Origin of the sequence: Paraburkholderia heleia NBRC 101817 (assembly GCF_000739775.1) — a bacterium.
Classification (GTDB): Bacteria; Pseudomonadota; Gammaproteobacteria; order Burkholderiales; family Burkholderiaceae; genus Paraburkholderia; species Paraburkholderia heleia.
In genome coordinates this window covers 165,056-178,955 of record NZ_BBJH01000021.1, presented here as the reverse complement: position 1 = coordinate 178,955, position 13,900 = coordinate 165,056, and the positions used below count along the sequence as shown (strand labels likewise).

Below are 13,900 nucleotides of genomic sequence, written 5' to 3'. Positions count from 1 at the left end.
AACATCGTAGACGCGGGCGGTGAGGATTTTCTTCAGGTAATCGTCGTGGGAGGCCATGCGAGGGCGCGCCGGGCGCGGGTTCAGGGCGGGGAAGCGTAAATGATAGCGCCAACGGCTCCGGCGCTGGCGGAGCGGGTATACCGGAGCGGGCGTACCGGAGCGGGCGTACCGGAGCGGGCGTACCGGCGCGCGTATACCGGCGGCGCGATTCGCCGACCGGCCGGAAGGCAAATCATCGTCAAAGCGGGCGCAATCCGGCGCGAGTCGTCCGGCAACGCAGGTGAATCTCATGTGTCCGCCCGGTCCCCACGCAGCGTCAGCGCGGGTGCGGATCATGCGGTAAAATCCTTTTTTGAAACAAGGATCGGATGATGCACTGGCAACCTCGGACAGCCCATTTGATGCCCGCACGGCGCGTAACCCGCCCGGCGGCGCAGCGGCACGCCCGCCACGCACGATCGTGTCGCTAAATCCGAGCGCCGGGGAACCATCGGCGTGAGCGTTGCCGCCATGTGCCTCCCCACCCCTTTCGTCCGCAGCCTGCCACAGGCGGACACGATTTCAGAATAGCGCCCCACGCGCCCCGTCAGTATCCGTCGTAGCGGCCGCGAGCCGTGCGCGGGGCTGGCCCAAAGAGTCGTCCAACCATGAACGCACCTCAAGTTTTCGATCCTCACGGCGCCGCCGCCGCCGTGGCCGCCGACATCGAACCGCGCCTGCGCGAGATTCCCTATAACTACACGTCTTTCTCGGACCGCGAAATCGTCATCCGCCTGCTTGGCGAAGAGGCATGGAACGCGCTCGCCGAACTGCGCGCGGAGCGCCGCACCGGCCGCTCGGCACGCATGCTCTACGAGGTGCTGGGCGACATCTGGGTCGTGCGGCGCAACCCGTATCTGCAGGACGATCTGCTCGACAATCCGAAGCGCCGCGCGCTCCTGATCGAGGCGTTGAACCACCGCCTCGCCGAAATCGAGAAGCGCCGCCGCGCCGACCTGCAGGAGCACACAGGCAAGGAAGGCGTGGACCGCGCCGCACGCGTGGAAAAGCTGGTCGGCGCCACGCGCCGCGCCATCGACGCCTTCGCGGGCGAATTCGAGAAGATGGCCGACCTGCGCCGCCGCGCGACGAAGGTGCTCGGCAAGCGCACGGCCAGGGACAACATCCGCTTCGACGGCCTCGCGCGCGTCTCGCACGTGACCGACGCGACCGACTGGCGCGTGGAATATCCGTTCGTGGTCCTCACGCCCGATACCGAAGCCGAAATCGCCGGCCTCATCAAGGCCTGTTTCGAACTCGGTCTCACCGTGATTCCGCGCGGAGGCGGCACGGGCTACACGGGCGGTGCAGTGCCGCTCACGCCGTTCTCGGCCGTCATCAATACCGAAAAGCTCGAACAGCTCGGCCCTGTCGAGATGACCGACCTGCCGGGCGTGAACCGCAAGGTCGCGACGATTTTCTCGGGCGCGGGCGTGGTCACGCGCCGCGTGACCGAGGCCGCCGACGCCGCAGGCTTCGTCTTCGCAGTCGATCCGACCTCGCTCGATGCGTCCTGCATCGGCGGCAACGTCGCGATGAACGCGGGCGGCAAGAAGGCGGTGCTGTGGGGCACGGCGCTCGACAATCTCGCCTGGTGGCGCATGGTCGACCCCGAGGGCAACTGGCTCGAGGTCACGCGTCTTGACCACAACATGGGCAAGATCCACGACATTGCCGTGGCGCGCTTCGAGCTGAAGTGGTTCGACGGCGAATACGCGCCGGGCGAAAAGCTGCTGCGCTCCGAATCGCTCGAGATCGAAGGCAAGCGCTTTCGCAAGGAAGGCCTCGGCAAGGACGTCACCGACAAGTTCCTCGCCGGCCTGCCGGGCGTGCAGAAGGAAGGCTGTGACGGGCTTATCACGTCCGCGCGCTGGGTACTGCACAAGATGCCCGCGCATACGCGCACGGTGTGCCTGGAGTTCTTCGGCCAGGCGCGCGAGGCGATTCCGAGCATCGTCGAGATCAAGGACTACCTGTTCGAAACGTCGAAGCAGGGCGGGGCGATTCTCGCGGGCCTCGAGCACCTCGACGAGCGCTACCTGCGCGCCGTGGGCTACGCGACCAAGAGCAAGCGCAACGCGTTTCCGAAGATGGTGCTGATCGGCGATATCGTCGGCGACGACGCCGATGCCGTGGCGGCCGCGACCTCGGAAGTGATCCGCATGGCCAACGGCAAGAGCGGCGAAGGCTTCGTCGCGGTGTCCGCCGAGGCCCGCAAGCGCTTCTGGCTCGACCGCAGCCGCACGGCCGCCATTGCGAAGCACACCAACGCGTTCAAGATCAACGAAGACGTCGTGATCCCGCTTAACCGCATGGGTGAGTACACGGACGGCATCGAGCGCATCAACATCGAGCTGTCGATCAAGAACAAGCTGCAGCTGGTCGACGCGCTCGAAGCGTTTTTCAAGGCGGGCAAGCTGCCGCTCGGCAAGACGGACGACGCAAACGAGATTCCCTCGGCGGAACTGCTCGAAGACCGCGTTCAGCAGGCGCTCGACCTGCTCAAGCGCGTGCGTGAGCGCTGGACCTTCGTGGGCGAGAAGCTCGACATGTCGTTGCGCGAGGCGCAGCACTATCTCGTGCAGCTGGGCTACGAGTCGCTGGCGGAGAAGTTCGCCGACCGCGTGGACGCGCAGCCCGACGCCAACGTCTTCCACGTGACCCAGGACCGCACGGTGCGCATCTCGTGGAAGCAGGAGATCCGCGCGGAACTGCGCAAGATCTTCAACGGCGGCGAATTCAAGCCGATCCTCGACGAGACTCAGGCGATCCACAAGAAGGTGCTGCGCGGCCGCGTGTTCGTGGCGCTGCACATGCACGCCGGCGATGGCAACGTGCACACGAACCTGCCGGTCAACTCGGACAACTACGAGATGCTGCAGGACGCGCACCACGCGGTGGCGCGCATCATGAAGCTCGCGCGTTCGCTCGACGGCGTGATCTCGGGCGAGCACGGCATCGGCATCACGAAACTCGAATTCCTCACGGATGACGAGATCGCCGAGTTCCGCGCCTACAAGCAACGCGTCGATCCGCAAGGCCGCTTCAACGCGGGCAAGCTGCTCGAAGGCGCCGACCTGCGCAACGCCTACACGCCGTCGTTCGGCCTGATGGGCTACGAGTCGCTCATCATGAAGCAGTCCGACATCGGCGCGATTGCCGATTCGGTGAAGGACTGCCTGCGCTGCGGCAAGTGCAAGCCCGTGTGCGCGACCCACGTGCCGCGCGCGAACCTGCTCTACAGCCCGCGCAACAAGATTCTCGCGACTTCCTTGCTGGTCGAGGCGTTCCTGTACGAAGAGCAGACGCGCCGCGGCGTGTCGATCAAGCACTGGGACGAGTTCAACGACGTAGCGGACCACTGCACGGTCTGCCACAAGTGCGTGACGCCGTGCCCGGTCAAGATCGACTTCGGCGACGTGACCATGAACATGCGCAATCTGCTGCGCAAGATGGGCAAGAAGAAGTTCAACGCGGGCAACGCGGCGGGCATGTTCTTCCTGAACGCCACGAACCCGCAGACCATCAATCTCGCGCGCACCGCGATGATGGGCGTGGGTTACAAGGCGCAGCGCCTTGGCAATGACGTGCTGAAGAAGTTCGTGAAGAAGCAGACGGCGCAGCCGCCCGCGTCCACGGGCAAGCCGGCCGTGGTCGAGCAGGTGATCCACTTCGTCAACAAGAAGATGCCGGGCAACCTGCCGAAGAAGACGGCGCGCGCGCTGCTCGACATCGAAGACAACAAGATCGTGCCGATCATCCGCAATCCGAAGACGACGAATGTCGATTCGGAAGCGGTGTTCTACTTCCCGGGCTGCGGCTCGGAGCGTCTGTTTTCGCAAGTGGGCCTCGCCACCCAGGCCATGCTCTGGGAAGCGGGCGTGCAGACCGTGCTGCCGCCGGGCTACCTGTGCTGCGGCTATCCGCAGCGGGGCTCGGGCCAGTACGACAAGGCCGAGAAGATCGTCACCGATAACCGCGTGCTGTTCCACCGCGTGGCGAACACGCTCAACTACCTCGACATCAAGACCGTCGTGGTGTCGTGCGGGACGTGCTACGACCAGCTCGCGGGTTATGAATTCGACAAGATTTTCCCGGGATGCCGCATCATCGACATCCACGAGTTCCTGCTCGAGAAGGGGATCAAGCTCGATGGCGTGACCGGCACGCGCTACATGTACCACGACCCGTGCCACACGCCGATCAAGACGATGGACCCGGTCAAGCTCGTCAATGAGCTGATGGGTGCTGAGCACGACGGCTACAGGATCGAGAAGAACGACCGCTGCTGCGGCGAATCGGGCACGCTGGCCGTCACGCGCCCGGACATTTCGACGCAGGTGCGTTTCCGCAAGGAAGAGGAAATCCGCAAGGGCGCGGCGAAGCTGCGCGGCATTCCGATCGTCGGCAACGGTGCGAACGGGGTGCAGCCGGCTACGCCGCAGGAAGCGGGCGGGCAGGGTACGACGCAGGACGTCAAGATTCTGACGAGCTGCCCGTCGTGCCTCCAGGGGCTGTCGCGGTACAACGAAGACGCCAACGTCGAAGCCGACTACATCGTGGTGGAAATCGCCCGCCACATACTTGGCGAAAACTGGATGGCGGACTACGTTCAGAGCGCGAACAATGGCGGAATCGAGCGCGTGCTGGTCTAATGGCAGCGCGCCATTTTCCGTGAACGGGTTCGGGGACGACGATGACATGCATATTCTGCAGTGAGGAAGGCGGCGATGTGCTGTGGCAGGACGAGCGCATGCGCGTCGTGCTCGCGACGGCCGAGGCCGACTATCCCGGCTTTTGCCGGGTCATCTGGAATGCGCACGTTGCCGAATTCTCGGACCTGGGCGCGGCCGACCGGGAACACCTGATGCGGGCCGTCTATGCCGTCGAGCGTGCGCTGCGCCGTGTCATGCAGCCTTCGAAGGTGAATCTGGCGAGCCTCGGCAACCAGGTGCCGCACGTGCACTGGCACGTCATTCCGCGCTTCACGAACGACGCCCATTTCCCGCTGCCCGTCTGGGCGCCGCGTCAGCGCACGGTGTCCGAGGCGATGCTGGGCCAGCGCCGCGCGCAGGCCACGCTGCTGCGCGACGCAGTGCGCCAGGAAATGGAGCAGGCTTCGCAGGCTTAAGGCCAGAGCGAGCTGCAATGAGCCTCCAATGCGCGTCCAACAGCAGGAACGATCATGAGTGGACTGAAATCCGATACGCCGGTGCCAACCGGCGTCGTGGTGCACGCCGTCTCGCGCGTGCTGGAACTCCAGTATGCGAACGGGCAGAGCTACCGCGTGCCCTTCGAGCTGATGCGCGTGTATTCGCCCTCCGCGGAGGTGCGCGGGCACGGCCCCGGCCAGGAAACGCTGCAGACGGGCAAGCGCGAGGTGACGATTACGGCGCTTGAAGGGGTCGGCAACTACGCGCTGCAGCCCACCTTCTCCGACGGCCACAACACCGGCATCTACTCGTGGGACCAGCTCTACGAGCTCGCCACGCGCCAGGACGAACTCTGGGCGCAATATTTCGCCAGACTGAAGGCGGCGGGCGTCGAGCGCGACGCCCCCATGGCCGCGCCCCCTGCAGCGCACGGCCACTGCCACTGACGCTTCCTGTTACGATCCAGCCCCGCCGCTTCTCGGACAGACGCGGCGCAGCACCCCAATAGAACACCCTTCCGCGAAAGGACGAGCGCGATGAGCAAAACCCACTTCGGCTATCAGACAGTCGACGAACAGGACAAGGCGAAGAAGGTGGCCGGCGTGTTTCACTCGGTCGCCTCGAACTACGACCTGATGAACGATCTGATGTCGGGCGGGCTGCACCGCGCGTGGAAGGCGTTCACGATCGCGCAGGCGAACATTCGGCCCGGCGCCAAGGTGCTCGATATCGCCGGCGGCACCGGCGACCTTTCCATGGCGTTCGCGAAGAAGGCGGGCCCGACGGGCGAAGTCTGGCATACCGACATCAACGAATCGATGTTGCGCGTGGGCCGCGACCGCCTCATCGACAACGGCGTGATCACGCCGGCGCTTCTGTGCGACGCCGAGAAAATTCCCTTTCCGGACAACTACTTCGACGTGGTGACCGTGGCTTTCGGGTTGCGCAACATGACGCATAAGGACACCGCGCTCGCCGAAATGCGCCGCGTGCTCAAGCCGGGTGGCCGCGTGCTCGTGCTCGAATTCTCGAAGGTCTGGGAGCCGCTCAAGAAGGCCTATGACGTGTATTCGTTCAAGGTGCTGCCGTGGCTCGGCCGGCGCTTTGCACAGGACGCGGACAGCTACCAGTACCTCGCGGAATCGATCCGCATGCATCCGGACCAGGAAACACTCAAGACGATGATGGAACAAGTCGGCCTCGAAGCCGTCAAATATTACAATTTGTCAGCTGGCGTGGTAGCCTTACACATCGGCACAAAGTATTAGTGTTCCCAAATCACTGTCTTTAAAGGAATTTCCGCTATGTCTGAGCCCAGAATCGATGCTTCCAGAAAGCTTTCAATATCGTGGGCCAGACGAATCGGCGTGCTGACCCTTGCCGGCGTGATGATTGCCGGCAGCCTCGCGTCGTTCGATGCAGAGGCTCGCCGCATGGGTGGCGGCCGCAGTTTCGGCAAGCAGTCGTCGGTGGCCTCGCAGCGCAGCACCACGCCGCCGCCGGCCCAGCCCAGCCCCACGAATCCCGCTCAGCAGGCCGGCGCCCAGCGCGCTCCCGGCACGCCGGCGCCCACGCCCGCGCCCGCACCGGCACGCAATCGCTGGCTTGGGCCGATCGCGGGCCTCGCGGCCGGTCTCGGCATTGCCGCGCTGCTTTCGCACTTCGGTCTCGGTGAGGCGTTTGCCGGCATGATGGCCAACATGATCGTGATCGCGATCATTGCCTTTATCGCCGTCTGGCTGATCCGCAAGTTCATGAGCCGCCGCCGTGCCGCGGAACCCGCGTACCAGGGCGGGTACGCGTCGAACAGCCTGAACACGTCGTCGGGCGGGTATCAGCCGCAGGAGCCTCGCTATACCGCACCGCCCACGGGACAGTACCTCGCGCCTGAAGCCAATCCTCTGACCACGCCGCACATCGACACGCCGTCTGCCATCCCCGCCGGCTTCGACACGGAAGCCTTCGTGCGCAATGCGAAGGTCTACTTCGTGCGCCTGCAGGCCGCGTGGGATGCCGGCAATATGGACGACATCCGCGAATTCACGACCCCCGAGATGTTTGCCGAAATCCGCGTCGACCTCGCGGGCCGCGGCGCGCAGCCCAACCAGACCGACGTCGTGCAGCTCAACGCGGACCTGCTCGGCGTGGAAGAACGCGGCAGCGAATACCTTGCGAGCGTGCGCTTCTCCGGCCTGATTCGCGAGGCCATGGGCGAGCCGGCCGCGCCGTTCGTCGAGGTGTGGAATCTCTCGAAGTCGCGCACCTCGGGCGAAGGCTGGCTGCTCGCGGGCATCCAGCAGGTCGAATCTCACTGAGTCGGGACTCGGGCCGAGCGTCTCTTGACTTGATCCAGATCGCGGGGCGGTGCCTTGCGGGCGCCGCGTTGGACAGGGCAGGGCCGCGGCGCGATCCTGTGGCTCGAACGTTACGAACGTTACAATAGGAACCCGCCCGGGCTTGTGCCCGTGCGGGTTTTCTTATTTCATGCCGATGACTCTTGCCGCCAAGCCCTTCGCTGCTGCCGTCAATCACCTGCTCGCCCGCGAAACGTGGGCACGCGAACGTCTCGCCCACTATGCTGGCAAGACGGTCCGTCTCACATGCCCGCCCGTCGTGCTCACGCTGCTCGTGCAGCCGGACGGCTATCTGGGCGCGGTCGAGGACCACGATGCGGGCGAAGTCGATGTGACGCTGTCGCTGCCCGCAGGCGCGCTCTCTTCGTTCATGCAGGGCGGCCAGGCCGCCGTGATGAAGCACGTGAAGATCGAGGGCGATGCCGAGTTTGCGCAGGTCATCGGCAAGCTCGCCGAGCATCTGCGCTGGGAGCCCGAAGAGGACCTCGCGAAGCTCATTGGCGACGCGCCGGCTTCACGCATTGCCACGCTCGCGCGCGCCGCGGGCGAGCAGGCCCTGCGAGCCGGGCGCAACGTGCTCGGCTCGGTCACGGAATATCTGCTCGACGAAAATCCGCAGCTCGTGCGGCGCGCCGAACTCGACGGCTTCAACGAGGAGCTGTCGCGCGCACGCGATGCGCTGGCGCGCGTGGAAAAGCGCATCGAGCGGCTCGAACAAAAATCACTGGCCGGCGGCGGGAGCCAAAGCGCTGCGCCGCGCGGCTCGCGCTAGTCAACAGGCCCCTCAGACATGCGTTTTCTGCGTTTCCTCAAGATTTTCTTCACCGTCATCCGCTTCGGCCTGGACGAGATGATGTTGAGCCGGATCAACGACCGGCGCGTGGCGCTCATCCTGCGCATCACCACGATCGGCCGTCGCTTCGACGACCCGCCCGGCTTGCGTCTGCGTCTCGCGCTGGAAAGCCTCGGCCCGATCTTCGTGAAATTCGGCCAGGTGCTGTCTACCCGGCGCGATCTGCTGCCCCCCGATATCGCCAACGAGCTTGCGAAGCTGCAGGACCAGGTGCCGCCGTTCGATTCGAACGTGGCGATCGGCCTGATCGAAAAGTCGCTGGGCGCGCCCGTCGACACGATCTTCGACGAGTTCGAGCGCGTGCCGGTGGCGAGCGCGTCGATTGCCCAGGTGCACTTCGCCAAGGTGAAGTCGGGTCAGCACGCGGGCAAGCCGGTGGCGGTCAAGGTGCTGCGCCCGAACATGCGTCCGGTGATCGATTCCGACCTCGCGTTGCTACGCGACATCGCCGTGTGGGCCGAGCGCCTGTGGGCCGACGGCAAGCGCCTGAAGCCGCGCGAAGTGGTGGCCGAATTCGACAAGTACCTGCACGACGAACTCGACCTGATGCGCGAGGCCGCCAACGGCAGCCAGTTGCGCCGCAATTTCGCGGGCCTCGACTTGCTGCTCGTGCCGGAAATGTACTGGGAATTCAGCACGGCCAACGTGCTCGTGATGGAGCGCATGGTCGGCGTGCCGATCAGCCAGGTGGACAAGCTGCGCGCGGCGGGTGTGGACATTCCGAAGCTCGCGCGCGAGGGCGTCGAGATCTTCTTCACGCAGGTGTTCCGCGACGGCTTCTTTCATGCCGACATGCATCCCGGCAACATTCAGGTGAGCCTCGATCCCGCGCATTTCGGCCGCTATATCGCGCTCGATTTCGGCATCGTCGGCGCGCTGTCGGACTTCGACAAGAACTACCTCGCGCAGAATTTTCTCGCTTTCTTCAAGCGCGACTATCACCGCGTGGCGACGCTGCATATCGAATCGGGGTGGGTGCCGCCCCATACGCGCGTGGAAGAGCTGGAAAGCGCGATTCGCGCCGTGTGCGAACCGTATTTCGACCGGGCGCTGAAGGACATTTCGCTGGGCCAGGTGCTGCTGCGCCTGTTCCAGACCTCGCGGCGCTTCAATGTGGAAATCCAGCCGCAGCTCGTGCTGCTGCAAAAAACCATGCTCAATGTCGAGGGCCTCGGGCGCTCGCTCGATCCGGAGCTCGATCTCTGGAAAACGGCGAAGCCTTATCTCGAGCGCTGGATGACCGAGCAGATCGGCTTGCGCGGCTGGTACGAGCGCTTCAAGATCGAAGCGCCGCAATGGAGCAAGACGCTGCCGCAATTGCCGCGCCTCGTGCACCAGGCGCTGCTGCACCGCCAGGAGCCGGGCGGTTTCGCGAACGATGAGACGATCCGCGCAATGCTCGCCGAGCAACGCCGCACGAACCGCCTGCTGCAGGGCCTGCTGGTGTTCGGCGTGGCCGTGGGCGTGGGCATGGTGGCGGCACGCGTGTGGCTCGCGTTCGCCTACGGCGGCTGACGGACCACGAGAACAAGGAGTGAGACGATGAGCGACCCGACCCTGCCGCCGCAACCGGGCGACGTGCCCGAGTTCGAAACCCGCGACCCGGCGTCGCCGTCATTCTGGGATGAACGCTTCGTGCGCGGTTACACGCCCTGGGATCAGGCGGGCGTGCAGCGCCAGTTCGAAGCGTTCGCCACGGCGCATCCTGAGGCCGCCGTGCTGATTCCGGGCTGTGGCAACGCCTGGGAGGCACGCTGGCTCGCCGAGCGCGGCCGCGCGGTGCGCGCCATCGACTTCGCGCCAGCCGCGGTCGCGAGCGCGCGTACGGCGTTGGGGCAGTACGCCGGCGTCGTCGAAGAGGCGGACTTCTACGCCTACACGCCGCCATTCGTGCCGGCCTGGGTGTTCGAGCGCGCGTTCCTGTGCGCGCTGCCCAAAGCCCAGCGCGCGAGCTACGCCGCCCGCATGGCCCAGCTGTTGCAGCCCGGCGCGTTGCTCGCGGGCTACTTCTTCATCGGCGAGACGCCTAAGGGGCCGCCGTTCGCCATCGCGCGCGGCGAACTCGACGCCTTGCTCACGCCGTACTTCACGCTGGCCGACGATCAGCCCGTGGCCGACTCGCTGCCCGTGTTCGCCGGGCGCGAGCGCTGGCTCGTGTGGCGCCGCAACGACGTCGCGCCGCCCCGCGTTTGAGCTGTCCGACGCGCTCACGCCATGCGCGCGCCGCCTTGCATGGCCGCGCGCGCTCTTGATGTGCGCCCAACCTGCCCTCATCTGTCCCGAGGCGGCTGCAACCCTTCGACCCATCCCCGATGGACACCCCACCCCGGTAAATGCCAGGGGCGATCCTGGGTTTGCGGCTATAATTCAAGGCTTTGCAAGCAATTATCAGATTTTCATCAGGATAGAGATCATGCCGATCTACGCTTATCGCTGCGAGTCGTGCGGCTTCGACAAGGACGTGCTCCAAAAGATGAGCGATGCGCCCCTGACGCAGTGCCCGAGCTGCGGCGCGGACACGTTTCGCAAGCAGGTCACCGCAGCGGGCTTCCAGCTGAAGGGTTCGGGCTGGTACGTCACCGATTTCCGCGGCGGCAATGGCGGCAAGAGCACTGCGGCGACCGGCGCGAAGGCGGCCGGCGAAAACGCGTCGTCGGAGGGCAGCAAGCCGGCCGGCGAAGCCGCCGCGAGCGCTTCCGGCGATTCGGGCGCAGCCGCGAGCACCACGAGCAGCCCGGCGAGCACGCCCGGCCCGGCAGCTGCCTCGACCTGAAAAACCTGCGGCGCGACTCCTGCATCTGCGGGATCCGCGCCGCGCCGAAGCCGTGCCGGCAGCCCGTTTGCCGCGCGGCCCCGCATGGCGGTGTACATGACGATCAAGAAAGCGACGTTCAAATCGGTATTCCTGACCGGCCTGCTGGTGCTGGTGCCGCTGGCCATCACGCTGTGGGTGCTGAACCTCGTCATCGGCACGATGGATCAGACGCTGCTGCTGCTGCCCGAATCGTGGCGGCCGGAGCGCATGTTCGGCGTGCGCCTGCCGGGACTCGGCGCGGTGCTCACGCTCGCGTTCATCTTCGGGGTCGGTCTGCTCACGCACAACTTCATCGGCCAGAAGCTGGTGGAGTGGTGGAACGCGCTGGTGCGCCGCATTCCGATCATCGGACCGCTGTACGGCAGCATCCAGCAGGTTTCCGATACACTGCTTTCGAGCAACGGCAATGCCTTTCGCAAAGCGCTCCTGATCGAATACCCGCGCAAGGGTTCGTGGACGATCGCGTTTCTCACCGGTATTCCCGGCGGCGACGTGGTCAACCACCTGCAGGAAGATCACGTGAGCGTGTATGTCCCGACTACGCCGAATCCGACGTCGGGATTTTTCCTGATGGTGCCAAAGAGCGAGGTGGTCGAGCTGGACATGACCGTCGACGCCGCGCTCAAGTATATTGTTTCGATGGGCGTGGTCGCGCCGGCAACCTCACCACGCCGCCCCATCGATCCTCCGCTTTAATACCGGACGACGCGCTGCCGCGCGCCGGTCCCGTTCATTCATGCATAACGAAAGACGAACATCATGTCGATGAGATCTGAATACTGCGGTCTGGTGACCGAACAGCTGCTGGGCCAAACTGTTTCGCTGTGCGGATGGGTGCAGCGCCGCCGCGACCATGGCGGCGTCATCTTCATCGACCTGCGCGACCGCGAGGGCCTCGTTCAGGTCGTCTGCGATCCGGACCGCGCGGAAATGTTCAAGATCGCCGAGGGCGTGCGCAACGAGTTCTGCGTGCAGGTCAAGGGTCTCGTTCGCAATCGTCCGGAAGGCACCGTCAACGCGAACCTCACGAGCGGCAAGATCGAAGTGCTGTGCCACGAGATCGTGGTGCTCAACGCGTCGGTCACGCCGCCGTTCCAGCTCGACGACGACAACCTCTCGGAAACCACGCGCCTCACGCATCGCGTGCTCGACCTGCGCCGTCCGCAGATGCAGCACAACCTGCGTCTGCGCTACCGCGTGACGATGGCGGTGCGCAAGTATCTCGACGCGCTCGGCTTCATCGACATCGAAACGCCGATGCTCACGAAGAGCACGCCGGAAGGCGCGCGCGACTATCTCGTGCCGTCGCGCGTGAACGCCGGTCAGTTCTTTGCGCTGCCGCAGTCGCCGCAGCTCTTCAAGCAGCTCCTGATGGTGGCGAACTTCGATCGTTACTACCAGATCGTCAAGTGCTTCCGCGACGAAGACCTGCGCGCCGACCGTCAGCCCGAATTCACGCAGATCGACTGCGAAACGTCGTTCCTCGGCGAGCAGGAAATCCGCGACCTGTTCGAGGACATGGCGCGTCACGTGTTCAAGGAAACGATCGACGTCGACCTCGACGCGAAGTTCCCGATCATGCCCTACGCGGAAGCCATGAGCCGCTTCGGTTCGGACAAGCCGGACCTGCGCGTGAAGCTCGAATTCACCGAGCTGACAGACGCCATGAAGGACGTCGACTTCAAGGTTTTCAGCGCCCCGGCCAACACGAAGGACGGCCGCGTCGCGGCGCTGCGCGTGCCGAAGGGCGGCGAGTTGTCGCGCGGCGACATCGATGGCTACACCGAATTCGTGCGCATTTACGGCGCGAAGGGTCTCGCGTGGATCAAGGTCAACGAAGCGGCGAAGGGCCGTGACGGTCTGCAAAGCCCGATCGTCAAGAACCTGCACGACGCCGCGATTGCCGCGATTCTCGAGCGCACCGGCGCGCAGGACGGCGACATCATTTTCTTCGCGGCAGACCGCGCGAAGGTCGTGAACGACAGCCTGGGCGCACTGCGTCTGAAGATCGGCCACTCGGAGTTCGGCCGGGCCAACGGCCTCGTCGAGAAGGGCTGGAAGCCGCTGTGGGTCGTCGACTTCCCGATGTTCGAGTACGACGAGGAAGAAAACCGCTACGTGGCCGCGCACCATCCGTTCACCAGCCCGAAGGACGAGCACCTCGAGTACCTCGAAACGGATCCGGGCCGCTGCCTCGCCAAGGCTTACGACATGGTGCTGAACGGCTGGGAAATCGGCGGCGGCTCGGTGCGTATCTATCAGGAAGACGTGCAGAGCAAGGTGTTCCGCGCGCTCAAGATCAACGCGGAAGAAGCGCGTGCGAAGTTCGGCTTCCTGCTCGACGCGCTGCAATACGGCGCGCCGCCGCATGGCGGTATCGCGTTCGGTCTGGACCGTATCGTCACGATGATGGCCGGCGCCGATTCGATTCGCGACGTGATCGCGTTCCCGAAGACGCAACGCGCCCAGGACCTGCTCACGCAGGCGCCGAGCCCGGTGGACGAACGCCAGCTGCGCGAACTGCACATCCGTCTGCGTCAGCCCGAGCAGAAGACGGCGCAGTAAGCCGCACTCCTGCTGCGAAGGCCTGCGAGGGCTTTTGCATCGCAACAACAAAAAAGGCGCATCGTGCGCCTTTTTTGCTTTTTGCGTTAAATTATCTTCAGACGCGCCGCAAGCGCGCAGC

Annotated in this window: 12 protein-coding genes; 11 read left to right on the top strand and 1 reads right to left on the bottom strand. The window is 65.0% G+C overall.

Going from position 1 to position 13,900, the window contains the following annotated elements:
- Positions 1-336, bottom strand: a 336-nt coding sequence (locus BHE01S_RS38795; protein ID WP_218000419.1) for a hypothetical protein, incomplete at its 3' end; no start/stop codon positions are given.
- A gap of 311 nt (positions 337-647) precedes the next feature.
- On the opposite strand from BHE01S_RS38795, the gene BHE01S_RS18465 reads away from it, so the two are divergent.
- From BHE01S_RS18465 to aspS, 11 genes are all read left to right on the top strand, one after another.
- A complete protein-coding gene (locus tag BHE01S_RS18465; protein WP_042266411.1) occupies positions 648-4,694 on the top strand; it encodes a DUF3683 domain-containing protein in 4,047 nt (1,348 codons plus the stop codon).
- Positions 4,695-4,735: 41 nt separating this feature from the next.
- A complete protein-coding gene (locus BHE01S_RS18460) occupies positions 4,736-5,170 on the top strand; it encodes an HIT family protein (RefSeq protein ID WP_042266409.1) in 435 nt (144 codons plus the stop codon).
- A gap of 54 nt (positions 5,171-5,224) precedes the next feature.
- Positions 5,225-5,638 (top strand): gamma-butyrobetaine hydroxylase-like domain-containing protein, encoded by a 414-nt coding sequence (locus BHE01S_RS18455; protein ID WP_042266407.1) that lies wholly within the window; start codon positions 5,225-5,227, stop codon positions 5,636-5,638.
- A gap of 90 nt (positions 5,639-5,728) precedes the next feature.
- Positions 5,729-6,460, top strand: coding sequence for a bifunctional demethylmenaquinone methyltransferase/2-methoxy-6-polyprenyl-1,4-benzoquinol methylase UbiE (gene ubiE, locus BHE01S_RS18450; RefSeq protein ID WP_042266405.1), 732 nt, complete (start codon positions 5,729-5,731; stop codon positions 6,458-6,460).
- A 36-nt stretch (positions 6,461-6,496) separates the two neighbouring features.
- On the top strand, positions 6,497-7,507 hold the full coding sequence (locus tag BHE01S_RS18445) for a Tim44 domain-containing protein (RefSeq protein ID WP_042266403.1): 1,011 nt from the start codon (positions 6,497-6,499) through the stop codon (positions 7,505-7,507).
- Between the two features lie 175 nt (positions 7,508-7,682).
- Entirely contained in the window at positions 7,683-8,318 is a 636-nt protein-coding gene (locus tag BHE01S_RS18440) for a ubiquinone biosynthesis accessory factor UbiJ (RefSeq protein WP_042266400.1), read from the top strand.
- 18 nt (positions 8,319-8,336) lie between these two features.
- Positions 8,337-9,914, top strand: coding sequence for a ubiquinone biosynthesis regulatory protein kinase UbiB (ubiB, locus tag BHE01S_RS18435; RefSeq protein WP_042266398.1), 1,578 nt, complete (start codon positions 8,337-8,339; stop codon positions 9,912-9,914).
- A 27-nt stretch (positions 9,915-9,941) separates the two neighbouring features.
- On the top strand, positions 9,942-10,592 hold the full coding sequence (locus tag BHE01S_RS18430) for a methyltransferase domain-containing protein (protein WP_042266395.1): 651 nt from the start codon (positions 9,942-9,944) through the stop codon (positions 10,590-10,592).
- 220 nt (positions 10,593-10,812) lie between these two features.
- The gene (locus BHE01S_RS18425) at positions 10,813-11,172 is read left to right on the top strand and encodes an FmdB family zinc ribbon protein (protein ID WP_042266392.1); all 360 of its coding nucleotides are present in this window, start codon (positions 10,813-10,815) and stop codon (positions 11,170-11,172) included.
- A gap of 96 nt (positions 11,173-11,268) precedes the next feature.
- On the top strand, positions 11,269-11,910 hold the full coding sequence (locus tag BHE01S_RS18420; protein ID WP_042266455.1) for a DUF502 domain-containing protein: 642 nt from the start codon (positions 11,269-11,271) through the stop codon (positions 11,908-11,910).
- Positions 11,911-11,973: 63 nt separating this feature from the next.
- Positions 11,974-13,779, top strand: a complete 1,806-nt coding sequence (gene aspS / locus BHE01S_RS18415) for an aspartate--tRNA ligase (RefSeq protein WP_042266391.1) — start codon at positions 11,974-11,976, stop codon at positions 13,777-13,779.
- The last annotated feature ends 121 nt before the right edge of the window (positions 13,780-13,900 follow it).

Coding starts and splice junctions, on each gene's coding strand:
- BHE01S_RS18465 (WP_042266411.1), top strand. CDS start 648: ATGAACGCACCTCAAGTTTTCGATCCTCACGGCGCCGCCGCCGCCGTG.
- BHE01S_RS18460 (WP_042266409.1), top strand. CDS start 4,736: ATGACATGCATATTCTGCAGTGAGGAAGGCGGCGATGTGCTGTGGCAG.
- BHE01S_RS18455 (WP_042266407.1), top strand. CDS start 5,225: ATGAGTGGACTGAAATCCGATACGCCGGTGCCAACCGGCGTCGTGGTG.
- ubiE (WP_042266405.1), top strand. CDS start 5,729: ATGAGCAAAACCCACTTCGGCTATCAGACAGTCGACGAACAGGACAAG.
- BHE01S_RS18445 (WP_042266403.1), top strand. CDS start 6,497: ATGTCTGAGCCCAGAATCGATGCTTCCAGAAAGCTTTCAATATCGTGG.
- BHE01S_RS18440 (WP_042266400.1), top strand. CDS start 7,683: ATGACTCTTGCCGCCAAGCCCTTCGCTGCTGCCGTCAATCACCTGCTC.
- ubiB (WP_042266398.1), top strand. CDS start 8,337: ATGCGTTTTCTGCGTTTCCTCAAGATTTTCTTCACCGTCATCCGCTTC.
- BHE01S_RS18430 (WP_042266395.1), top strand. CDS start 9,942: ATGAGCGACCCGACCCTGCCGCCGCAACCGGGCGACGTGCCCGAGTTC.
- BHE01S_RS18425 (WP_042266392.1), top strand. CDS start 10,813: ATGCCGATCTACGCTTATCGCTGCGAGTCGTGCGGCTTCGACAAGGAC.
- BHE01S_RS18420 (WP_042266455.1), top strand. CDS start 11,269: ATGACGATCAAGAAAGCGACGTTCAAATCGGTATTCCTGACCGGCCTG.
- aspS (WP_042266391.1), top strand. CDS start 11,974: ATGTCGATGAGATCTGAATACTGCGGTCTGGTGACCGAACAGCTGCTG.